Source organism: Streptococcus sp. HMSC034B05 (genome assembly GCF_001809055.1).
GTDB classification, from domain to species: Bacteria; Bacillota; Bacilli; order Lactobacillales; family Streptococcaceae; genus Streptococcus; species Streptococcus constellatus.
Map to the genome: position 1 here is coordinate 74,068 of NZ_KV795581.1, position 23,119 is coordinate 97,186.

Annotated in this window: 22 protein-coding genes; 16 read left to right on the plus strand and 6 right to left on the minus strand. The window is 37.7% G+C overall.

Annotated features, from left to right (window positions below):
• Nucleotides 1-6: 6 nt before the first annotated feature.
• Genes HMPREF2542_RS00390 through HMPREF2542_RS00400 form a run of 3 tightly spaced genes read right to left on the minus strand, consistent with a single transcriptional unit; the run spans nt 7 to nt 2,544 of the window.
• Nucleotides 7-786: an ABC transporter permease gene (locus tag HMPREF2542_RS00390; protein ID WP_058669523.1), complete on the minus strand. Its 780-nt coding sequence runs from the start codon at nt 784-786 to the stop codon at nt 7-9.
• A gap of 2 nt (nt 787-788) precedes the next feature.
• Complete coding sequence (locus HMPREF2542_RS00395) at nt 789-1,568, minus strand: ABC transporter permease (protein ID WP_058669524.1); 780 nt, start codon at nt 1,566-1,568, stop codon at nt 789-791.
• Nucleotides 1,561-2,544, minus strand: a complete 984-nt coding sequence (locus HMPREF2542_RS00400; RefSeq protein WP_058669525.1) for an ABC transporter ATP-binding protein — start codon at nt 2,542-2,544, stop codon at nt 1,561-1,563. Before HMPREF2542_RS00400 ends, HMPREF2542_RS00395 begins: the two co-directional genes overlap by 8 nt.
• Before the next feature lie 544 nt (nt 2,545-3,088).
• Between HMPREF2542_RS00400 and nox the strand changes: the two genes are divergently transcribed.
• The 4 genes from nox (at nt 3,089) to HMPREF2542_RS00425 (ending at nt 8,852) form a co-directional block, all read left to right on the plus strand.
• Complete coding sequence (gene nox, locus HMPREF2542_RS00410; protein ID WP_049476875.1) at nt 3,089-4,462, plus strand: H2O-forming NADH oxidase; 1,374 nt, start codon at nt 3,089-3,091, stop codon at nt 4,460-4,462.
• A 146-nt stretch (nt 4,463-4,608) separates the two neighbouring features.
• Nucleotides 4,609-6,165, plus strand: coding sequence for a ClC family H(+)/Cl(-) exchange transporter (locus HMPREF2542_RS00415; RefSeq protein ID WP_058669526.1), 1,557 nt, complete (start codon nt 4,609-4,611; stop codon nt 6,163-6,165).
• A gap of 184 nt (nt 6,166-6,349) precedes the next feature.
• On the plus strand, nt 6,350-7,333 hold the full coding sequence (guaC, locus tag HMPREF2542_RS00420; RefSeq protein WP_037597040.1) for a GMP reductase: 984 nt from the start codon (nt 6,350-6,352) through the stop codon (nt 7,331-7,333).
• Between the two features lie 181 nt (nt 7,334-7,514).
• Nucleotides 7,515-8,852, plus strand: coding sequence for an MATE family efflux transporter (locus HMPREF2542_RS00425; protein ID WP_049476873.1), 1,338 nt, complete (start codon nt 7,515-7,517; stop codon nt 8,850-8,852).
• Between the two features lie 76 nt (nt 8,853-8,928).
• Here HMPREF2542_RS00425 and HMPREF2542_RS00430 read toward each other — a convergent pair whose 3' ends face one another.
• Nucleotides 8,929-9,129, minus strand: coding sequence for a 4-oxalocrotonate tautomerase (locus HMPREF2542_RS00430; RefSeq protein WP_255313457.1), 201 nt, complete (start codon nt 9,127-9,129; stop codon nt 8,929-8,931).
• Nucleotides 9,130-9,232: 103 nt separating this feature from the next.
• Here HMPREF2542_RS00430 and HMPREF2542_RS00435 point away from each other — a divergent pair, with 103 nt between their 5' ends.
• The 8 genes from HMPREF2542_RS00435 (at nt 9,233) to HMPREF2542_RS00470 (ending at nt 16,167) form a co-directional block, all read left to right on the plus strand.
• Nucleotides 9,233-9,838, plus strand: a complete 606-nt coding sequence (locus tag HMPREF2542_RS00435) for a thymidine kinase (RefSeq protein WP_006267725.1) — start codon at nt 9,233-9,235, stop codon at nt 9,836-9,838.
• Nucleotides 9,835-10,914: a peptide chain release factor 1 gene (gene prfA, locus HMPREF2542_RS00440; protein WP_058669528.1), complete on the plus strand. Its 1,080-nt coding sequence runs from the start codon at nt 9,835-9,837 to the stop codon at nt 10,912-10,914. The genes HMPREF2542_RS00435 and prfA overlap by 4 nt, the downstream gene beginning before the upstream one ends.
• Nucleotides 10,914-11,744 (plus strand): peptide chain release factor N(5)-glutamine methyltransferase, encoded by an 831-nt coding sequence (gene prmC / locus HMPREF2542_RS00445; protein WP_070484084.1) that lies wholly within the window; start codon nt 10,914-10,916, stop codon nt 11,742-11,744. The genes prfA and prmC overlap by 1 nt, the downstream gene beginning before the upstream one ends.
• Nucleotides 11,737-12,339, plus strand: a complete 603-nt coding sequence (locus HMPREF2542_RS00450; RefSeq protein WP_070484087.1) for an L-threonylcarbamoyladenylate synthase — start codon at nt 11,737-11,739, stop codon at nt 12,337-12,339. Before prmC ends, HMPREF2542_RS00450 begins: the two co-directional genes overlap by 8 nt.
• Before the next feature lie 36 nt (nt 12,340-12,375).
• Complete coding sequence (gene glyA, locus HMPREF2542_RS00455) at nt 12,376-13,632, plus strand: serine hydroxymethyltransferase (protein WP_070484090.1); 1,257 nt, start codon at nt 12,376-12,378, stop codon at nt 13,630-13,632.
• Nucleotide 13,633: 1 nt separating this feature from the next.
• A complete protein-coding gene (locus HMPREF2542_RS00460; protein WP_049476867.1) occupies nt 13,634-14,608 on the plus strand; it encodes a nucleoid-associated protein in 975 nt (324 codons plus the stop codon).
• Entirely contained in the window at nt 14,608-15,210 is a 603-nt protein-coding gene (locus HMPREF2542_RS00465; protein WP_058669532.1) for a lysozyme family protein, read from the plus strand. Before HMPREF2542_RS00460 ends, HMPREF2542_RS00465 begins: the two co-directional genes overlap by 1 nt.
• 111 nt (nt 15,211-15,321) lie before the next feature.
• Complete coding sequence (locus HMPREF2542_RS00470) at nt 15,322-16,167, plus strand: alpha/beta hydrolase (protein ID WP_006269538.1); 846 nt, start codon at nt 15,322-15,324, stop codon at nt 16,165-16,167.
• 56 nt (nt 16,168-16,223) lie between these two features.
• Here the strand turns inward: HMPREF2542_RS00470 and guaA are convergent, their stop codons facing one another.
• A complete protein-coding gene (guaA, locus tag HMPREF2542_RS00475) occupies nt 16,224-17,783 on the minus strand; it encodes a glutamine-hydrolyzing GMP synthase (protein WP_070484093.1) in 1,560 nt (519 codons plus the stop codon).
• A gap of 141 nt (nt 17,784-17,924) precedes the next feature.
• Between guaA and HMPREF2542_RS00480 the strand changes: the two genes are divergently transcribed.
• The 4 genes from HMPREF2542_RS00480 (at nt 17,925) to xerS (ending at nt 21,934) form a co-directional block, all read left to right on the plus strand.
• The gene (locus HMPREF2542_RS00480) at nt 17,925-18,623 is read left to right on the plus strand and encodes a GntR family transcriptional regulator (RefSeq protein ID WP_020997788.1); all 699 of its coding nucleotides are present in this window, start codon (nt 17,925-17,927) and stop codon (nt 18,621-18,623) included.
• Nucleotides 18,624-18,738: 115 nt separating this feature from the next.
• Nucleotides 18,739-19,071, plus strand: a complete 333-nt coding sequence (locus HMPREF2542_RS00485; RefSeq protein WP_003069097.1) for a putative DNA-binding protein — start codon at nt 18,739-18,741, stop codon at nt 19,069-19,071.
• 60 nt (nt 19,072-19,131) lie between these two features.
• Nucleotides 19,132-20,673 (plus strand): signal recognition particle protein, encoded by a 1,542-nt coding sequence (ffh, locus tag HMPREF2542_RS00490; protein ID WP_058669534.1) that lies wholly within the window; start codon nt 19,132-19,134, stop codon nt 20,671-20,673.
• A gap of 190 nt (nt 20,674-20,863) precedes the next feature.
• The gene (xerS, locus tag HMPREF2542_RS00495; protein ID WP_058669535.1) at nt 20,864-21,934 is read left to right on the plus strand and encodes a tyrosine recombinase XerS; all 1,071 of its coding nucleotides are present in this window, start codon (nt 20,864-20,866) and stop codon (nt 21,932-21,934) included.
• Between the two features lie 195 nt (nt 21,935-22,129).
• Here xerS and HMPREF2542_RS00500 read toward each other — a convergent pair whose 3' ends face one another.
• Nucleotides 22,130-23,119, minus strand: coding sequence for a lipoate--protein ligase (locus tag HMPREF2542_RS00500; protein ID WP_058669536.1), 990 nt, complete (start codon nt 23,117-23,119; stop codon nt 22,130-22,132).

Below are 23,119 nucleotides of genomic sequence, written 5' to 3' on the forward strand. Positions count from 1 at the left end.
TAATATTTAATTCCCAACACTGGAGAATTTTTTCATGCCGTATTTGAATAGAGCGTAGTTGATAGTAAAAATAACAAGTAGGACTAAAGGAAGTAGCAAACCAACCCAGCCTAGATTTAAAAAATAAAGAGCTGGAAAAAAAGAAGTAAAAGCATAAGGAAATACAAAAATTAGGATCAATTGGATAAAGGTTGGGTAAATTTTGATAGGGTATTGTGCCATTTGATTGAAGGAGAAAATCCCCATTGTGATAGGGAAAGATTCGACAATCCAAAAAGCAAGAGCAGTAGGTCCTAATTGAATAGCAGCATAGAGTAAACCAATACAAATACAGATAAAGACAAAGAGAAGTAGATGAAAAACGTTCCAATGCAGTCCGAGTAAATGATAGGATTGATAAGTTGCAATAGCTCCCATCAGTGTTGTGCCAAACCCTTGTAGCTGCACGCGTTCACAAATTAGCTGAAAAAGAGGATTGATGGGCATGATAAGTAGGCGTTCAAACTCACCTTTGCGAATATAGCGGCTTCCAAACATCCAAAGATTGTCAAAGAAAATCAGGTGAACTGAACGTCCGATAGTTGCCATTCCATAAATAAATAGCATTTGTCCATAGTTGAATCCGGCAATTTCCTTGATATTTGCAAATAATACATTTAAAAAGATTAAATAAACAATCTGTTCAATCAAAGAAGAAATAAGTCCAATAAAGAAGTCCATCCTATAAGACATACTAGCAATCAAGTAAGCTTTGAGGTTATAAAAATAAATGCTGATGTATTTCATCTTCAACCTCCTAAAATGACTAAACGACGTTTAGCTTGGTACCAAAGTAGAGCAATAAAAGCTGAAAGTATCGGAATCCAAGCCAACTGAATCCAGAAAAGCTCAAAATCAACCTGTCTTCTCAAAAGGATATTGACCGGAAAATTAACAGCAAAGCTGTAAGGTAATAGTTTCAAAATGTTTGCAATATTTTCTGGATAAAAACTTAGTGGCAAAAGCGCTCCTGAAGCGAGTGAAAAAAGCCCGTTTCTGAGAATCAAAATTCCCCAAGTATTTGCCGTGAAGAAGGCTGTTAAGCTAAATCCTAAATCTAACAGGAGGATGATAAACATTCCTAATAAACTAGAAAATAGGAAAAGCAATCCTGTCTGCCAATTTGGAAGATAAAGCTGTCCTTGAAGCAAAGGGATAACTAATAAAATTGGAATGAATTTGACAATTTCAACGATTTTGACAGCAAAGTCTTGGAAAAAGAGAGAAGTAATGAGGGAATAAGGATAGAGTAGCTCGCCAGTAATATTCCCATCAACAATCATTATAGACAAATCCCGTCCAATGCTGAAACTATTTAGATTTCCCAGTAGATTTGCAAAGATAATATAGGTTGTGAAAGTTTCTAAAGTATAACCATTGACTTGAGATTGGGTGAAAAAAATGGTTTTCCAAACGAAAATAGAGACCAGCACTTGTATGAAAGTACGAATCAGGGTCGCGACAAAGAAAGATTTATATTGAAGTTGCGTAATAAGAGCTAATCGTGTGATATGAATATATTTACTCATCAAGCCCCTCCTCATAAATTTGTTTGACGATATTTTCAATTGTCAATTCTTTGATAGCTAGGTCTTCGATTGAATAATGCTCAAAAATCTGATTGATAACTTGGGCATTAGTATAAATATCCGTCTGATAATGAATATTGAAATGATAAGAGTCAATTTTCTCAAAACGAAAACCATTGATTTGGAACAGCTCTTCTATTGGCGTTTGCGTTTTGAAAGAAATGGTTTTAATTGTTGAAAACTTTTCTCTTAATTGCGTCAGACTTCCGTCATAAACCTTTTTGCCCTTATCAATAATGAAAATTCGTTCGCAGAGCGACTCAATATCCTGCATATCATGAGACGTAATGAGGAAAGTTGTCTGATACTCTTTATTCATAAAGCGAATGAAAGAGCGGATGGTTTCTTTTACACTGGCATCAAGACCGATTGTAGGTTCATCCAAGAAAACAACGGCAGGTTGATGAATGAATATAGCAGCAAATTCGCAGCGAACTCGTTGCCCGAGCGAAAGATTACGAACAGGCTGGTGAATAAAATCTCCTAGCTGCAACAGCTCAATTAATTGCTCCAAGCGTTTCTCAAAAACTTTATCAGGAATGTCATAGATCTTCGCATGCAAAATAAAAGATTCCAGCACAGGAATATCCCAACGTAAATGTGATTTTTGTCCGAACAAAACGCCAATTTGCTTATTGACTGCTGTGCGATGTTTCTGTGGGGTAAGTCCATTAATTTTAACACTGCCTCGATCTGGATAAAGAACACCCGTCAGCATTTTTATAGTCGTGGATTTTCCGCTTCCATTCGAACCAATATAACCAATAATTTCACCTTTTTGAACCGTTAATGAAATATTCTGTACAGCATGAATTTGTTTTTTCTTAGGGCGAAAAAAGGCTTTGATAGAACCTTTAAGGCCTAATTCTTTCTCGACAATACTATATGTCTTATATAATTGATTTGCTTCAATCATCATTATCTCCTTGTGGCAGAAAACGTTTGCGTATATTCATTATTATAGCAAGTTCACGAAATCTGCGCAAGTGAGTCTTATGGAATGATCTTTTGCACAGAAAAAAGGATGAGACAAGATTTCTCAACCTTTTCTTTAGATCAATGACTGGAAACAGCAGAAGTAGCATCTCCTTCACCCGCACCGTCACTGTGGCTACCTGCATCCGAAGCGCCAGAAGTAGTGTCGACACTGGCTTGACCACCTACAAGACGTCATCAATACCTTTTATTATATCTTTATTGTAACAGATAAATAGTACTTTCATAAAGTTTTTCTAAATAATTTTATGATAATGACAAAGGAACTATCTACCTCAAACAGAATAATACCGTCTGGAGGGAGCTTACATACATTGAGATTAGAAATGAAATCATTCATGAAAAGTTCTATTAAATTGATAAGAAATGTAATATTTTTCAGTTTTATGAACAAATATATTGTAAACGTTCACACGAGATGTTATAATAAGTCTGTAAATTAAAATTAAGGTAGGAATTGCTCTATGAGTAAAATTGTCGTTATCGGTGCCAATCATGCCGGCACAGCTTGTATCAATACGATGCTTGACAACTTTGGAAATGAAAATGAAATTGTTGTGTTTGATCAAAATTCAAATATTTCATTTTTAGGATGTGGAATGGCACTTTGGATTGGAAAACAAATTGATGGTCCAGAAGGTTTGTTCTATTCAGATAAAGAAAAGCTTGAAGCTAAAGGTGCTAAAGTTTATATGGAAAGTCCTGTTTTGTCCGTTGATTACGACAAAAAAGAAGTGACTGCACTTGTAAAAGGGCAAAAGCATGTAGAAGCTTATGAAAAATTGATTTTTGCAACAGGTTCACAACCAATTATTCCAGCAATAAAAGGCGTAGAAATTGTTGAAGGTAATCGCGAATTTAAAGCAACTCTTGAAAATATTCAATTTGTAAAATTGTATCAAAATTCTGCCGAAGTTATTGAAAAGCTGAAAAACAACGAAGGTATTAATCGTGTTGCTGTTGTAGGAGCTGGTTACATTGGTGTTGAACTGGCAGAAGCTTTCGAACGTCTCGGAAAAGAAGTGACCTTGATTGATGTGGCAGACACTTGTCTTGCTGGTTACTACGATCGTGAATTGTCTGACTTGATGAGTAAAAACTTGGCAGATCATGGCATTAAACTTGCCTATGGTCAAACTGTGCAAGCGGTTGAAGGTGAAGGCAAAGTTGAACGGATTGTAACGGATAAAGAAACGTTTGATGTTGACATGGTCATTATGGCTGTTGGCTTCCGTCCAAACACGGCTCTTGGCGCTGGCAAAATTAAGCTTTTCCATAACGGTGCTTTCCTTGTTGATAAAAAACAAGAAACAAGCATTCCAGGAGTTTATGCAGTTGGTGACTGTGCAACGATTTATGACAATGCTCTGGATGATATGAGTTATATCGCCCTTGCTTCAAATGCTGTTCGTTCAGGTATTGTCGGAGCTTACAACGCTACTGGTCATGAGTTAGAAGGCATTGGTGTGCAAGGTTCAAACGGTATCAACATTTACGACCTTAAAATGGTTTCAACTGGTTTGACCTTAGAAAAAGCAAAAGCTGCTGGTTACAATGCCGTCGAAACTGGCTTTAACGACCTTCAAAAGCCAGAATTTATCAAACACGATAACCATGAAGTGGCTATTCGTATCGTATTCGATAAAGATACACGTGTCATTCTTGGAGCACAAATGGCTTCACACGAAGATATTTCAATGGGTATTCATCTCTTCTCACTTGCAATCCAAGAAAAAGTGACTATTGATAAATTAGCGTTGACAGATATTTTCTTCCTGCCACACTTTAACAAGCCTTATAACTACATTACAATGGCAGCTTTGACAGCTGAAAAATAAGGATAAGATATTGAGTTTACAAACCAGTTTCGTATGAGGCTGGTTTGATTTTTTATCTAGATTTCATTCTCCAAAACAATTTCCGCAGGCAATAAAAAAGGAAAAATTATGCTAAAATAGAAAGAGAAAATATTCGGGAGGCAATGATGTCTGTTCAGACAGAAAAAGGAGTATCAAATACTAAGAAAGAATTCGCATTTACATCTAGTTCAATCATTCTGCAAGTTTCAAGAGGAATTTTAGTCGGAATCATCGTGGGTGCAATTGTTGGTTCTTTTCGTTTTTTGATTGAAAAAGGATTTCATATTGTTCAACATTTCTATCAACAAGGCCATGGCAATATCATTTGGTTTGTTTTCATTCTGCTGTTTTACGCTTGTGTCATTTGGATTAGTGCAAAATTAACGCTTTCAGAAAAGAATATTAAAGGTTCTGGAATTCCGCAAGTAGAAGCGGAATTGAAAGGACTGATGAGCTTGTCATGGTGGAGCGTCCTCTGGAAAAAGTATATTCTTGGGGTTTTAGCCATTGCAAGCGGCTTGATGTTAGGGCGTGAAGGTCCAAGTATTCAGCTTGGAGCAATGGGAGGAAAGGGAATTGCCAAATATCTTCATTTAAGCCCTGTGGAAGAACGTTCTCTGATTGCGAGCGGAGCAGCAGCAGGCTTAGCAGCGGCTTTTAATGCTCCGATTGCAGGGTTACTATTTGTTATTGAGGAAGTCTATCATCATTTTTCGCGTTTCTTTTGGGTCTCGTCTTTGGCGGCAAGTTTGACGGCGAATTTTGTTTCACTCATGATTTTTGGGCTGACTCCTGTATTAAATATGCCTGATAATATTCCTCTGATGGGACTAGGGCAATATTGGCTGTATCTGTTGTTGGGAGTTTTTCTTGGTTTTTTTGGATTTTTATATGAAAAAGTCGTCTTAGCTATGCCTCGTATTTACGATGCGCTCGGAAAACATCTTCACCTTTCTTTGCAATACTATCCCATTATAGCTTTCACTTTCATTCTTCCAATAGGGTATATCTTTCCGCAGCTTTTAGGCGGTGGTAATCAGCTAGTTCTTTCTTTGACCAGTCAGCATTATTTGCTGCTGACATTGGTGATGTTTTTCATCATCCGCTTTATTTGGAGTATGCTCAGCTACGGTAGCGGGCTGCCTGGTGGTATTTTTCTACCTATTTTAGCTCTTGGCTCTCTTTTGGGAGCGATTGCTGGTGTTGTTTGTGTACAATTAGGCTTTGCAACACAAGAGCAATTTCCTATTTTTATTATTTTAGGCATGAGCGGCTACTTTGGTGCAATTTCTAAAGCTCCGTTGACAGCAATCATTTTGGTGACCGAGATGGTTGGAGATATACGGAATCTTATGCCTCTTGGTTTAGTAACTTTAGTGGCCTATGTTGTAATGGATTTATTGGGCGGAGCACCTGTGTATGAAGCTATGTTAGAGCGAATGCTTCCAGATAGTGTAGCAGATGACGGAGAGACAACACTTATCGAAATTCCTGTCTCTGAAAAAATAGCCGGCAAGCAAGTTCACGAATTAGAACTTCCAAGAGATCTTTTGATTACCATGCAGCATCATAATGGAAAGAATCAAACAGTGAATGGCAGCACGCGTCTTTATCTAGGAGATATGATTTATGTAGTTGTGAAGAAATCAGATATTGGTCGGATGAAGGATTTATTACTATAAAAGAAGAGGGTGTTTTTTCCTCGCAAAATAAGAATTTTGCATTTAATTCCGAACGAAAAATATCGTTTTGTGTTAATTTATTTTAATTTCTGTACTTTATGTTATAATACTAAAGGAAACGTCAGGAAAGGCGTAGCGATGCGAAAGCATAGGTAGGTCAATTTAATCATAAGGAGTCCTTTTTATGCTAAATGAATTTCCTATCTTTGACTACGAAGATGTTCAATTGATTCCTAATAAATGTGTCATCAAAAGCCGCTCAGAAGCAGACACGACAGTTACTTTTGGAAATCATACTTTTAAACTTCCTGTTGTCCCAGCCAATATGCAGACCATTCTTGATGAAGATGTAGCAGAAAAATTGGCTAAAAGTGGGTATTTTTATATCATGCATCGTTTTGATGAAGCGGGGCGCATTCCGTTTATTAAACGCATGCATGAGCAAGGATTGATTGCTTCCATTTCAGTTGGTGTGAAAGATTATGAATACGATTTCGTTAGTCAGCTGAAAGCAGACGCCCCTGAATATATCACGATTGATATTGCGCATGGGCACTCAGACAGTGTGATTGACATGATTCAACACATTAAAAAGGAATTGCCAACTACTTTTGTGATTGCAGGAAATGTTGGAACGCCAGAAGCAGTGCGTGAGTTGGAAAATGCAGGTGCCGATGCGACCAAGGTCGGTATTGGTCCAGGAAAAGTCTGCATTACGAAAGTTAAAACAGGGTTTGGAACAGGTGGTTGGCAGTTAGCAGCTCTTCGTTGGTGTGCGAAAGCCGCTCGAAAGCCAGTTATTGCAGATGGTGGTATTCGTACGCATGGCGATATTGCTAAGTCTATCCGCTTTGGGGCTACAATGGTAATGATTGGCTCCTTGTTTGCAGGTCATGTTGAGAGTCCTGGAAAAACAGTCGAAGTAGACAGCGAACAATTCAAAGAATATTATGGATCGGCTTCTGAATACCAAAAAGGAGCTTATAAAAATGTTGAAGGAAAGAAAATTCTTTTACCGGTTAAAGGGCGTTTAGCTGATACGTTGGTTGAAATGGAGCAAGATTTGCAAAGTGCCATTTCCTATGCTGGCGGAAAGGATTTAGCTGGTCTCAAACATGTGGATTATGTCATTGTAAAAAATTCCATTTGGAATGGTGATGCGCATTGATAATAGAAACACTATCTGTTTATATTCCGATTCGATGTAATAGTTCTTGATTTTATGAGAAGAGATAAGTTAGTCAAGAACAGAAACAAGACAAGACTAGGAGAATTTTCTCCTAGCCTTTTTGACTATTCCAATTGCTTATAGTATAGTTAAGAGAGAAAGAACTATTTGAGGAGATTTTATGTACCAAACTCGCAATTTAAAAGAACGAATGATATTATTCGTCTCAATTTTTTTGCCAATTTTGATTTATCAACTTGCCAATTTTTCAGCCTCTTTTGTGGACACAACAATGACGGGACATTACCATACTTTACATCTAGCTGGAGTTTCAATGGCAACTAGTTTATGGAATCCTTTTTTTACTTTTCTGACCGGCATTGTCTCAGCTTTGGTTCCAATTATTGGGCATCATTTAGGACAAAATCGAGAAGAAAAAGTCGCTTCTGATTTTTATCAGTTTATTTATTTATCTCTTGGATTGTCTCTTCTCTTGTTCGGACTCGTTTTTTTAGGTGGACCGCTGGTTTTATCCAACATGAACTTAGAACTTTTAGTAGCAAAAGTTGCTATACATTATCTCTGGTATTTAGCGTTTGGAATTATCCCACTACTTTTATTTAGTGTTGTTCGCTCTATATTAGATGCTTTAGGTTTGACGAGACTATCTATGTATCTAATGTTACTTCTGTTGCCATTGAATGCTAGCTTTAACTATATTCTAATTTATGGTGCTTTTGGATTTCCGGAAATGGGCGGAGCAGGAGCAGGGTTAGGCACTTCATTGGCCTACTGGGTACTGCTAATTCTTTCAATGGTCGTTGCAAAAAGACACCCTAAAATCAAAAAATATCAATTATGGAAAATTCGTCCTTTAGACAAAAAAGGGTTGCAGGAAGGCATGCGCCTAGGTTTTCCTATTGGAGGGACCGTTTTTGCAGAAGTTGTGATATTTTCGGTTGTCGGTTTACTCATGGCAAAATTTTCTTCATTAGTCATTGCCAGTCACCAATCTGCTATCAATTTTTCAAATCTTATGTATGCTTTCCCCATGAGTATTTCTAATGCAATGGCGATTATCGTATCTTATGAAATTGGTGCTCAACGACTGGATGACGTGAGAAAATATTGTACTCTTGGGAGAGTGACCGCACTGGGATTTGCTATTTTCACACTGACATTTTTATATCTTTTTCGTCATCAAGTCGCTTCATTGTATGGAACGAACAAAGAATTCATTCGTCTGACATCGGTTTTCTTAACTTATAGTTTGTTTTTTCAATTAGCAGATACTTTTGCAGCGCCTCTTCAAGGAATTTTACGCGGTTATAAGGATACAAAAGTGCCATTTTATTTGGGATTGATTGGTTATTGGGGGGTGGCGTTACCGGTTGGACTACTATTAGATCATATCACAAATTTAGGTCCCTTTGCTTATTGGTTTGGCTTAATTGTCAGTCTGGTTGTTAGTGGCATTTTATATCAACTCCGACTTAACCATATTCAAAAAAGAAATTAGGTTATATACCGCACATACATTCTTACTATTTTGAAACAAAAAGAATCTCAGATTTTTATCCAAGATTCTTTTTGTGTTATTTTGTACGCATTTCTCCTTGTGGGAAATAACTTCCTTCTGGCATATCATTAATAATGACATGAACAGCCGATTGTGGTGCGCCAGTATTTTTCACGACAGCAGCAGTAATTTCTTTTGCAAGAGCTTTCTTTTGCTCTAAAGTGCGTCCTTCAAACAAATCAATTCTAACAAATGGCATGTTATATCTCCTTTTTATCTTTGATATTTTTATTTTATCACAAATTAGGTTTTAAAGCGTGTCAGAATATGGTAAAATAAGAAGTATTAAAAATTGGAGAATTTGAAACGAATTAAAGAAAATGGCTCAATTGTATTATAAATATGGCACGATGAATTCGGGCAAAACCATCGAAATTTTAAAAGTGGCACACAATTACGAAGAACAGGGCAAAGGTGTTGTTATCATGACGAGTGCACTTGATACACGTGATGGTTTCGGTGTTGTTTCTAGTCGTATCGGCATGAAACGAAAAGCAATGGCAATAGCAGAAGATACTGATATTTTCCGCTTCATTCAAGAAATGCCTGAAAAGCCTTATTGCGTATTGATTGATGAAGCTCAGTTTCTTTCTCGTCATCATGTCTATGATTTGGCAAGAGTAGTTGACGAATTAAATGTACCAGTTATGGCTTTTGGTTTGAAAAATGATTTCCGTAATGAGTTGTTTGAAGGTTCTAAGTATCTCCTACTTTTAGCAGATAAAATTGATGAGATTAAAACGATTTGTCAATTTTGCTCAAAAAAGGCAACTATGGTATTAAGAACAACAAATGGTCAGCCAGTTTATGAAGGTGAGCAGATTCAAATCGGTGGAAATGAAACATACATTCCTGTCTGTCGGAAACATTATTTTCAGCCAGAAATAGAGGAAATGAGAATCGAAGGAGAGAATAGCAAACGATGAATATTTATGAACAACTACAAGCTGTTGAAGATCGTTACGAAGAGTTGGGCGAACTTCTGAGTGATCCAGATGTTGTCAGTGACACCAAGCGTTTTATGGAATTTTCCAAAGAAGAAGCAAGCATACGCGATACGGTAACAACTTATCGTGAATATAAAAAAGTGCTCCAAAACATCACAGACGCTGAAGAAATGATTAAAGACGCTTCAGGCGATGTTGATTTGGAAGAAATGGCAAAGCAAGAACTCAAAGATGCGAAAACTGAAAAGGAAGAATATGAGGAAAAATTAAAAATTCTTCTTTTGCCAAAAGATCCAAATGATGACAAAAACATTATCTTAGAAATCCGTGGAGCAGCAGGAGGTGACGAGGCTTCACTCTTTGCCGGCGACCTTCTGACAATGTATCAAAAATATGCGGAATCGCAAGGGTGGAAATTTGAGGTTATGGAAGCCTCTATGAATGGAGTAGGTGGCTTTAAAGAAGTAGTAGCTATGGTTTCGGGCCAATCTGTTTATTCCAAATTAAAATACGAATCAGGCGCTCACCGTGTACAGCGTGTCCCAGTGACAGAAAGCCAAGGACGAGTTCACACTTCGACAGCAACAGTTTTAGTCATGCCTGAAATCGAAGAAGTGGAATATGATATTGATCCAAAAGATCTTCGGATTGATATTTATCATGCTTCTGGTGCTGGTGGTCAGAATGTCAATAAAGTTGCAACGGCCGTTCGGATCGTTCACTTGCCAACAAATATCAAAGTTGAAATGCAAGAAGAAAGAACGCAACAGAAGAATCGTGACAAAGCTATGAAGATTATCCGTGCGCGTGTAGCTGACCATTTTGCGCAAATCGCACAAGACGAGCAAGATGTCGAGCGAAAATCGACCATTGGTACTGGGGATCGCTCAGAACGGATTCGTACCTATAATTTCCCACAAAATCGTGTGACAGACCACCGTATTGGTTTGACGCTGCAAAAATTAGATACGATTTTAGCTGGAAAATTAGATGAAATCGTAGATGCCTTGGTATTGTATGATCAAACGAAAAAATTAGAAAAATTGAATAAATAATGAAATTGGCTCAAATTCTTGCTGAAATGGAAAAGCAGCTTGAAGCAATTGGCGAAGAAGCAGAAAGCCTCTCCTTTACTTTTCGAGTTCTGAGAAACTTATCTTTCACCAAGTTTGTGTTGAAAATGCAAGCAGAAGCAACCGCAGATGATATAGAATTGCTGAAAGAAATTCAATCTCAATTATTAGTTCATAGGCCTGCTCAATACATTATTGGGAGTGCAGAATTTCATGGTCATTCGTTCAAAGTAGATGAACGAGTGTTGATTCCCCGTCCAGAAACAGAAGAATTAGTTGACCTTATCTTGTCTGAAAATCCTAATACCAATATAAAGGTTTTAGATATTGGAACTGGTAGCGGAGCAATTGCTCTATCTTTGGCTATTGATCGTGATAATTGGCAAGTTACAGCTTCCGACATTTCCTCAAATGCTCTGGAATTAGCGCAAGAAAATGCGGAAGTTATTGATGTAGCGATTGATTTTGTTCAGTCTGATTGCTTTCAAGAAATTACAGGAAAGTATGATATTATTGTATCCAACCCACCTTATATTTCAGAGACGGATAGAGAGGAAGTGGGGCTAAATGTCCTTACTTCAGAACCCCATCTTGCTCTTTTTGCCGTGGAAGACGGCTATGCCGTTTATCGAAAAATTGCTGAGAACGCCCAAAAACATTTAACAGAAAAAGGAAAAATCTATCTCGAAATTGGCTACAAACAAGGGAAATATGTAAAAAAGCTATTTGAGTCTGCATTTCCCAAAATGAGAATTCGTGTCTTGCAAGATCAATTCGGAAAAGATAGAATGGTAGTGGTAGATCGTGGATAAAATTGAAGAAACGTTGAGTAGCGGAGGAGCAGTCGTATTGCCAACAGAAACGGTATATGGTTTATTTTGTAAGGCATTGGACAAGCAGGCTGTCAATCATGTCTATGATTTAAAAGATAGACCTCGCGACAAAGCCTTGAATTTAAATGTTTCAAGTTTAGAAGATATTTATCAATTTTCCAAACATCAGCCTCAATATCTAGAAAGGCTTTACCGATCTTTTCTACCCGGTCCTTTAACTATTATTTTACAAGCTAATGAACAAGTTCCAACTTGGGTAAATTCAGGTATGAAAACAATTGGTTTTCGTGTTCCTAGTCATCCTAAAACCTTGGACTTGATTAGAAAATTCGGACCTCTCATTGGTCCGTCTGCAAATTTATCTGGAAAGAGTAGTGGAGTAAACTTTCAGCAAATTATGATAGAGTTCAGCCATGAAGTTCTTGGTATAGAAGATGATGCTTTTCTAACAGGTCAGGATTCAACTATTTTGGATTTATCTGAGGAAACAGCACATATTCTACGCCAAGGGGCTGTTACTCGTGCAGAAATCCTTGCTAAAATTCCAGAAATCGGCTTTCAAAACATGAACTAGTAGGTTTTGAACCATTTTGATCGAAGGGAGACTCTTATGATTTTTGACCATAAAGACTATAAAGAATATGACGGTGAGCTCTGGGAAGCTATTACTACAGAAGAAAAACGTCAGCAAAACAATATTGAATTAATAGCTTCAGAAAATGTTGTTTCAAAAGCGGTTATGGCAGCACAAGGCTCTATTTTAACCAACAAATATGCAGAAGGTTATCCAGGTCATCGTTATTATGGTGGTACAAATGTTGTAGATGTGATTGAAACGTTAGCGATTGAACGTGCCAAGAAAATATTTGGAGCACAATTCGCCAATGTCCAACCTCACTCAGGTAGTCAAGCAAATTGTGCGGCTTATATGGCCTTAATCGCGCCTGGTGACACAGTAATGGGAATGGATCTGGCAGCAGGCGGACATTTGACACATGGCGCAGCTGTTAGCTTTTCCGGGAAAACCTACAACTTTGTGCCTTATAATGTCAATCCTGAAACTGAACTATTAGATTTTGAGGCTATTTTGGCACAAGCTAAAGAAGTCAGACCCAAATTGATTGTTGCAGGAGCTTCTGCCTATTCACATATTATTGATTTTGCAAAATTTCGTGAAATTGCAGATACTGTCGGAGCAAAACTGATGGTAGATATGGCTCATATTGCTGGTTTAGTTGCTGCTGGTTTGCATCCAAGCCCAGTGCCTTACGCACATATTACGACAACTACCACTCATAAAACCCTTCGAGGCCCTCGCGGCGGTCTCATTTTAACCAATGATGAAGAATTGGCGAAAAAGGTCAATTCTGCAATCTTCCCAGGCATTCAAGGAGGACCACTAGAGCATGTTGTGGCAGCTAAAGCAGCTGCTTTCAAAGAAGTATTGGATCCAGATTTTAAAGTTTATGCTCAGCGGATTTTGGATAATGCTAAGGCAATGGTTCAAGTATTCCAGCAACATGCTAATTTTCGTGTCATTTCAGGTGGTACGGAGAATCATCTTTTTCTTGTAGATGTGACCAAAGTGGTTGAAAATGGGAAAATTGCTCAAGATCTATTGGATGATGTCCATATCACTCTCAATAAAAACTCTATTCCTTATGAAACTTTATCGCCATTTAAAACAAGTGGAATTCGAATTGGAACTGCAGCTATTACTGCTCGTGGTTTTGGCAAAATAGAAAGTATTAAAGTAGCAGAATTAATCATCAAAACTTTAGAGAACGCAAATAACAAAGCTGTTTTAGAGCAAGTTCGTGCAGAAGTCAAAGAATTGACCGATGCTTTTCCACTATATGAGGACTGAAATGGATATTTACGTAAAAAAAGCTATTATTCATCAGTTTAGTCCGTCAGACACCGACCTTCTTTTAGCAGATAAATATCTCAATATTACTCCTAAAATTGAGGAATATCTCCGTAAGAAGATTGAACATGTCTATTCGGATGAAGCCAAAACGGGTATTTTTACCGAAGATAGTGTCTTTTTATCACATATTACAAAAGACCTTTTAGAAACTTCTATCACTATTGCCAATCTCTGGAAAGAGGAATTTTTGGTAAGCGAAAATCAGAAAACCAACGATTTGATTTTTGTTCAATTTGACAAGGAAGGAGTCGAGCATTTTGCTTTTTTGCGCATTGCTCTACGAGAAACACTCACTCATTTGAGTGGAGAAGTAGACAATCCTATTAAGATCACCCAGAACAACTTGCCGGGATTTGGTACAGGTGCTGATGAAGCCTTGGTTATTAACCTTCAATCTCGTAAATACCATTTGATTGAAAAACGGATTAAATACAATGGCGCTTTCCTCAATTATTTTTCTGATAATCTATTACAAGTCAATCCTAAAACTTCGCCTAAAAAATCTATTAAAGCCTTAGAAAAAACTGCTCAAAAAGTCGCAGAAAGTTTTAAACAGGATGATTTTCAATTTCAATCCAAGGTTAAATCATCTATTTTCAAAAACTTAGAAGAAAACGATGAATTGTCGCCAGAAAAACTAGCCGATGAACTATTTGATAACAATCTTACAGCTCGCTTGACTTTCATTGATCAAGTTAAGGAAGTCATTCCAGAAACTATTAAATTCGATGAAATTGATAGTAGCCGTCAGAAGAAAAAATTTGAAAATCAAAAACTCTCCCTTTCAAATGGAATTGAACTCATTGTCCCCAATAACATCTATCAAGATGCAGAATCTGTAGAATTCATACAAAACGATAATGGAACCTATTCCATTCTCATCAAAAACATAGAAGATATCCAAAGTAAATAATGTTTAAAATTTTTAGAAAACTGATTTTTCTTATCCTTTTAATCCTTGTCTGTTATAAGTTTATCCAAGTTCATCATGATGTTAAGCAGGTGATGAACTACCGTAGCTTAGTGCGAGAAGTACTAGATGAGCAGGATACTGTAGCCAATGAAGAACTTGTCCTTGCTATGATTTATACTGAAACAAAAGGAAAGGTTTCTGATGTCATGCAATCTAGCGAGAGTGCGACAGGTCAGAAAAACTCTATTTTAGATAATAAAGAAAGCATTCGCCAAGGTGTTCAAACGTTATCCACTAATTTAAATGTAGCTCAAGAAAAGAAAGTAGATGTTTGGACCGCTGTACAAGCCTATAACTTTGGTCGAGCTTACATTGATTACATTGCAAAACACGGTGGCGAAAATACCCTTGATTTGGCAAAAAAATATTCCAAAAATATTGTTGCACCAAGTTTAGGAAACGTGACTGGAAAGACATATGCTTATTACCATCCCATTGCACTCTTACATGGTTCTAAACTCTATATCAATGGAGGAAATTTCTATTACTCTCGTCAAGTTCGGATGAATATGTATATCATGAAAGTGATGAATTGGTTTTAATGTACTAAACTTAGTGGTCTGAGGCTACTAAGTTTTTTCAATCAGATAAATTGTTATTTATATTGTTCCATGCTATACTTAAATAAATATCTTATAGAAAGAGACGGTGGAATGATGAAGAAAATAGTTCTAATTACAGGGATTTTAACGATTTTAATCGCTATATCTGCTGTATTTTTTTATCGTGTCAATGCTGAAGGAAAACTAAATAAACAAAAGTATATACAATCGACTACACCAACGCTTTTCTTTCATGGTTATGGAAGCAGCGCTAATGCCGAACGACACATGACAAATGCTGCTAAGAAAGCTGGAGTGACCAATACTATCATTCGCGCAAATGTAGATAGAAACGGTCAAGTGACTTTGAAAGGAAAAATCCCTAAAGGAGCTATTAATCCGATCGTAGAAGTGAACTATGAGGATAACCGCAATCCAAATAAGGTCAGCCAATATGCAAAAGCAGTGGTTACTAAACTGCAGCAAACCTATGGCTTTAAGAAAATGAATATGGTTGGTCATTCTCTTGGAAATATGTCCATTCTCTATTACCTTTTAGAATATGGACAAGATGAAAGTTTGCCACAGTTACAAAAGCAAGTCAATATCGCAAATTTCGCAGCTGGTTTACAGGTGATGGGAGTTTCTTCTGATTTAAAAGTTGATGAAAAAACTGGTAAGCCAAATCAAACAAGTGCGATTTTTCAAAAATTATTAGGTTTACGCGAAATTTTTCCTCAAAAACAAATTGATGTTTTGAATATCTACGGGGATTACAAAAACGGGTCAGATGGCTCCGTTTTAAATGCAGCATCTCGTGCTTTAAAATATCTCGTAGCGGATAATGCCAAATCATATCAAGAAAAGAAGATTACCGGCGCTTTGGCTCAGCATAGCAAATTACACGAAAACCCAGAAGTAGATAAAATACTGATTCAATTTTTGTGGGGAAAATAAACTAACAAATTAAAAAAGCTAAACTTTAAGAAATAAGAAGTTTAGCTTTTCTGTTTCTATTCCCACTCAACCGTTGCTGGTGGCTTGCTGGTAATATCGTAGACAATACGATTAACATGATCTACTTCATTGACGATACGAACGGAGATTTTTTGCAATACTTCCCAAGGAATTTTAGCAAAATCTGCGGTCATTCCGTCAATAGAAGTAATAGCACGAATTGCAATAGTGTAGTCATAAGTTCGACCATCTCCCATGACACCTACCGAACGAACACCAGTATTCACAGTGAAGTATTGCCAAATATCACGATCGAGTCCATTCTTCACGATTTCCTCACGAAGAATGGCATCAGATTCACGAACAGTTGTGAGTTTTTCTTCGGTAATCTCGCCCATAATACGAATGGCAAGTCCTGGACCTGGGAATGGCTGACGCCAAACAATTTCATCTGGCATACCAAGTTCTGTACCAAGCGCACGAACTTCGTCTTTATAAAGTGTATTGAGAGGCTCAATCAGCTCAAACTGCATGTCTTCTGGCAGACCACCAACATTATGGTGAGACTTGATAGTTTGAGCAGTATCTGTACCAGATTCGATAACGTCAGTATAAAGCGTTCCTTGTGCGAGGAATTTTACATCTTTTAACTTGCTAGCTTCATCGTCAAAAACATAAACAAACTCATTACCAATGATTTTACGCTTTTGTTCTGGATCAGATACACCAGCTAATTTATCAAGGAAACGCTTGGCAGCATCTGCTTTAATAATATTAAGACCAAATTTCCCGCCAAGAGAATCCATAACTTGCTCCGCCTCTCCCTTACGGAGCAAGCCATGATCTACAAAAATACAGATAAGCTGGTCTCCAATAGCTTTTTGAAGGAGAACACCAACAACTGATGAATCGACACCACCCGATAGACCAAGAAGAACGCGTTTATCTCCAACAGTTTTTCGAATTTGCTTAATTTGCATATCAATAAAATTATCCATTGACCAGTCGCCTTTGGCTCCACAAATATCAAGAGCAAAGTTGCGAAGAATATCGTAGCCAAACTCAGAATGACGAACTTCAGGGTGGAATTGGATGCCATAGATTTTCTTGGATGTATTTTCAATAGCTGCAAATGGACAATCGGCAGAAGTTCCGGTTCGTACAAACCCCTGAGGAATTTCTGTAACAGCGTCTCCATGACTCATAAGAACAATTTGTTGTTCAGGAGTGCTTGCAAACAGTTGCGAATCCGTATGAATGAGTTCTGACTGACCGTACTCACGATTTCCAGCGTTTCCTGCGGGTACAACTTTTCCACCTAATTTGTGAGTTAAAAGCTGCATTCCATAACAAATTCCTAAAATCGGAATGCCCAATTCCAAAATTTCAGGGTCAAGATCAAATGAACCTTCTTCATAAACAGAATTTGGCCCACCAGACAGGATAATTCCGACTGGATTTATTTCACGAACTTCAGCAGCTGTAATTTTATTACTTTTTAGTTCAGAAAAAACACCAATCTCGCGTATACGGCGTGAGATGAGCTGATTATATTGACTGCCATAGTCCAATACAATGATTCTTTCAACATCGTGCAATTCAGTTGTAATTGTCATTTCTTCCCTTTCTCAAATGAAATTTCTTTGTTTATTCTAACACAAAATAGAGACTTTTTCCAATCTCATTGAGTGAGAATTGACTTTTATTTCAATTGATAATACAATAAAAAGAGGAAATCCGTCTTAAAAGAGGTTACTATGCTTCCAGCTTATATGAAAATTCACGATCAAATAAAAAAAGAAATCGACGAAGAAATTTGGAAAATCGGACAACGCTTGCCAAGTGAGCGTGATTTAGCCGAACAATTTGAGGTTAGCCGCATGACACTTCGTCAAGCCATCACTCTTTTAGTAGAAGAAGGAGTACTGGAACGTCGTATGGGAAGTGGTACATTTGTAGCTAGTACACGGGTTCAGGAAAAGATGCGTGGCACAACTAGCTTTACTGAAATTATCAAAGCCCAAGGAAAGACGCCTTCGAGTCAGCTTATTTCTTATCGTCGAACATTACCAAGTAAAGAAGAAGTCGAAAAATTAGAAATCGAAAAGACTGAAAACGTCATTCGTATGGAACGAGTACGATACGCTAATCACATTCCTGTAGTTTATGAAGTCGCTTCAATTCCGGAAAAATTTATTAAAAATTTTAACAAAGAAGAAATTACTAGTCATTTTTTCCAAACATTACAAAAACACGGCTATAAAATTGGAAAATCCCAACAAACCATTTATGCACGTCTTGCCAAAGAAAGAATTGCGCATTACCTGGAAATACCTAAAGGTCATGCGATTCTTGGTTTGACACAGATTTCTTATTTCGACAATGGAACGGCTTTTGAATATGTCAAAAGTCAATATGTCGGCGAACGATTTGAATTTTATTTAGAAAACAATTAATTTATATTACCTAATTTAAGATATGTAAACACTGTCGCTGATGTGGGAGTGTTTTTAGTTAGGTAAATCTCTTCACTAGTAGAGTTTTACTATATTTTTTGGTATAATAAATCTTATGGAAATTGAAAAAACCAATCGAATGAATGCTCTATTTGAATTTTATGCAGCACTTCTAACAGATAAACAAATGAATTATATTGAACTTTATTATGCAGATGATTACAGTCTCGCTGAGATTGCTGAAGAGTTTCAAGTTAGCCGTCAAGCTGTTTATGATAACATCAAACGGACTGAGAAGATTTTAGAAGACTATGAAATGAAACTTCACATGTATTCAGATTATATCGTTAGAAGTCAAATTTTCGATCAAATAATAGAGAAATATGCTGACGATACCTATTTGCAAAAGCAAATTGCAACCTTATCTAGTATTGACAATCGAGAATAGTGAATTGTTAGTAAAAAAATACGCACGAATCAATATCATTAACTAGGAGAAATACATTTTATGGCATTTGAAAGTTTAACCGAACGTTTACAAAACGTCTTTAAAAATCTACGAAGAAAAGGAAAAATTTCAGAGAGTGATGTCCAAGAAGCGACCAAAGAAATTCGTATGGCACTCTTGGAAGCCGATGTAGCTTTACCAGTTGTCAAAGACTTTATCAAAAAAGTTCGCGAGCGCGCTGTCGGACACGAAGTTATTGATACGTTAAATCCTGCTCAACAAATTATCAAGATTGTTGACGAAGAATTGACCACTGTATTGGGTTCTGATACAGCAGAAATTATCAAATCCCCTAAAATTCCGACCATTATCATGATGGTCGGTCTCCAAGGGGCTGGTAAAACTACATTTGCAGGAAAATTAGCCAATAAACTTAAGAAAGAAGAAGCTGCTCGGCCTTTGATGATTGCTGCTGATATTTATCGTCCGGCAGCCATTGACCAGCTCAAAACTCTTGGTCAGCAAATTGATGTACCAGTATTTTCGTTAGGAACAGAAGTACCAGCAGTCGAGATTGTCCGTCAAGGTCTGGAGCAGGCCAAGGCTAATCACAATGACTATGTGCTGATTGATACAGCTGGTCGTCTGCAAATCGATGAGAAACTCATGAATGAGCTGCGTGATGTCAAAGTACTTGCTCAACCAAATGAAATTCTCTTGGTTGTCGATGCCATGATTGGGCAAGAAGCTGCCAATGTAGCTCGTGAATTTAATGCTCAGTTAGAAGTAACTGGGGTTATTCTGACTAAGATTGATGGCGATACACGTGGTGGTGCCGCTTTATCCGTCCGCCAAATTACTGGTAAACCGATTAAGTTTACTGGTACTGGGGAAAAAATTACAGACATTGAAACTTTCCACCCAGATCGAATGTCTAGTCGGATTTTAGGCATGGGAGACATGCTGACTCTGATTGAAAAAGCCTCTCAAGAATACGATGAGCAAAAATCACTTGAGATGGCTGAAAAAATGCGAGAAAATACCTTTGATTTTAATGATTTCATTGACCAACTAGATCAGGTTCAAAATATGGGTCCAATGGAGGATCTACTAAAGATGATTCCTGGTATGGCCAATAATCCTGCCATGAAGAATTTTAAGGTAGATGAAAATGAAATTGCTCGCAAACGTGCCATTGTATCATCCATGACACCAGCTGAACGAGAAAATCCCAATCTTCTCAACCCAAGTCGCCGCCGTCGGATTGCTGCAGGTTCTGGTAATAGCTTCGTCGAAGTTAATAAATTTATCAAGGACTTTAATCAGGCTAAATCTGTCATGCAGGGTGTCATGTCTGGTGATATGAATAAGATGATGAAGCAAATGGGACTAAACCCCAACAATATGCCTAAGAACATGCCTGGCGGAGGAGGAATACCAGATATGACAGCTCTAGAAGGTATGATGGGGCAAGGTGGCATGCCGGATATGAGCCAAATGTTTGGTGGTGGACTTAAAGGAAAAATTGGTGAATTTGCAACTAAACAAGCTATGAAACGCATGGCAAATAAAATGAAAAAAGCAAAGAAAAAGCGGAAATAATCAAATATAAAAAATAAGCCGTTCAATAAATCGCGCACCGGCTTATTTTTTATATATTCTAGCAACAATTTTGGAATGATTGTTTTATATGCAATCTCCTTGACATCTTTCCGAAAAACTATAATTTTCTTGAAAAAAATATAGAGCTATGCTATACTTCTTATATAGAATAAAATAATGGAGATCCTTTATGAAGCGTGAACTACTTTTAGAAAGAATTGAAAAACTAAAGACAATCATGCCTTGGTACGTTTTGGAATACTATCAGTCTAAATTGACTGTTCCTTATAGTTTTACGACCTTATATGAATACCTCAAGGAATACAATCGATTTTTCCATTGGGTGTTGGATTCTGGGATTGCTGATGCATCGCAGATTGCGGAAATTCCTTTATCGGTGTTGGAAAATATGACTAAAAAAGATATGGAATCATTTATCCTTTACCTACGGGAACGACCGTTGCTTAATGCTAATACCACGCAAAATGGAGTATCTCAAACAACTATTAACCGCACTCTTTCAGCTCTCTCTAGCCTTTATAAATATTTAACTGAAGAGGTGGAAAATGAGAATGGAGAGCCTTATTTTTACCGTAATGTTATGAAAAAGGTGTCCACTAAGAAAAAGAAAGAAACTTTAGCTGCACGAGCTGAAAATATTAAACAAAAGCTCTTTTTAGGCACGGAAACTGAACAATTTTTGAATTATATTGATGAAGAATATCCTAAAAGTTTATCTAACCGCGCCCTCTCCTCTTTCGACAAAAATAAAGAGCGAGATTTAGCAATTATAGCATTGCTTCTTGCATCCGGCGTTCGCCTATCCGAGGCGGTCAATCTTGATTTGAAAGACCTTAACCTAAAAATGATGGTCATTGAAGTGACTCGTAAGGGCGGAAAAAGAGATTCTGTCAATGTTGCAGCTTTTGCCAAACCCTACTTGGAAGCCTATCTTGAGATTCGGGCCAAACGCTATAAAGTTGAAAAATCCGATACTGCCTTCTTTTTGACAGAATATAGAGGAGTTCCCAATCGCATTGATGCATCTAGTGTAGAAAAAATGGTTGCCAAGTATTCTGAAAATTTTAAAGTTCGAGTGACTCCTCACAAACTCCGCCACACTCTAGCTACTAGGCTTTATGATGCGACCAAGTCCCAGGTCCTGGTCAGCCATCAGCTAGGACATGCCAGCACCCAGGTCACTGACCTCTACACCCACATTGTTAATGACGAGCAAAAGAATGCATTGGATAACTTATAAAATATAAATATTTTTTGAGTAACATACAATTAAACCTCCAATATGAAATCTTTTTCAAAAGATAGTTATCATTTCTGATTTTAATTATATACATCTTTTGCTAATTTTAGCAATCAACTCGTGGTTGAGTTGTAAAAAAATAAATAAAAAATTAAGAAGTTTATATTTCCTAATTTTTTATATAGACATTATTTATTACCCTACTACTGCTTCAGCGATTTCTTCCTTGCTGATGCCAGCAAAGTAGCGGCTGATATCCAGACTGCTCAGGGCCTGGAGGATATCTTCACGCTCGTATTTGACACCTCGGAGGGCTGCTTCTACTGCTGCTACGTCCTCAATTCCAAAGAAGTCACCGTAGATCTTGATATCTTGAATCTTGGATTCTACGACATTGGCAAAGACTTCGACCTTACCGCTGGTAAATTTGGTTCCGCGACGCACATTGTATTCAGGTGACTTGCCATAGTTCCAGTCCCAGTTGGCAAATTTGCTGTCACGGATCTGCCGGATCTCAGCCAATTCCTGGTCAGAGAGGACATACTCGGTCATTTCTGGGTATTCTTTTTTCATATAGCCCAGGAGCAGGTTTTTGAACTCCTCAACCGTGATTTTCTCTGGTAATTCGTCGACGATATTGGTTACGCGGGCCCGGACAGACTGGACGCCCTTGGACTCAAACTTGTCCTTGGAGACCTGAAGAGCCTGAGCTAGGACAGGCAGGTCTACGTCAAAGAGCAGGCAGCCGTGATGCATGATGCGACCATTGATATAGGCCTGGGCATTGCCGCAGAATTTCTTGCCGTCGATTTCCAGGTCATTACGGCCGGTGAATTCCGCCTTGACGTCCAGCTCTTCCAAAGTTTTGATAACTGGAGTTGAGAAGGAATTGAAGTCAAAGGCCTTGTTTTCATCTTCCTTGGAAATGATGGTGTAGTTAAGGTTGTTAAGGTCGTGGTAAACCGCACCGCCGCCGCTGATGCGGCGGACCACCTCAATGCCGTGCTCGCGGACATAGTCCCGATTGATTTCCTGGACAGTGTTTTGATGGCGGCCAACGATAATGGAGGGCTTATTAATCCAGAGCAGGAAAATTTGATCCTCATCCAGCAGGTGCTTGAAGGCATATTCCTCCAAAGCGATATTAAAGGCCGTGTCGTTGCTATTGTTGATGATATATTTCAT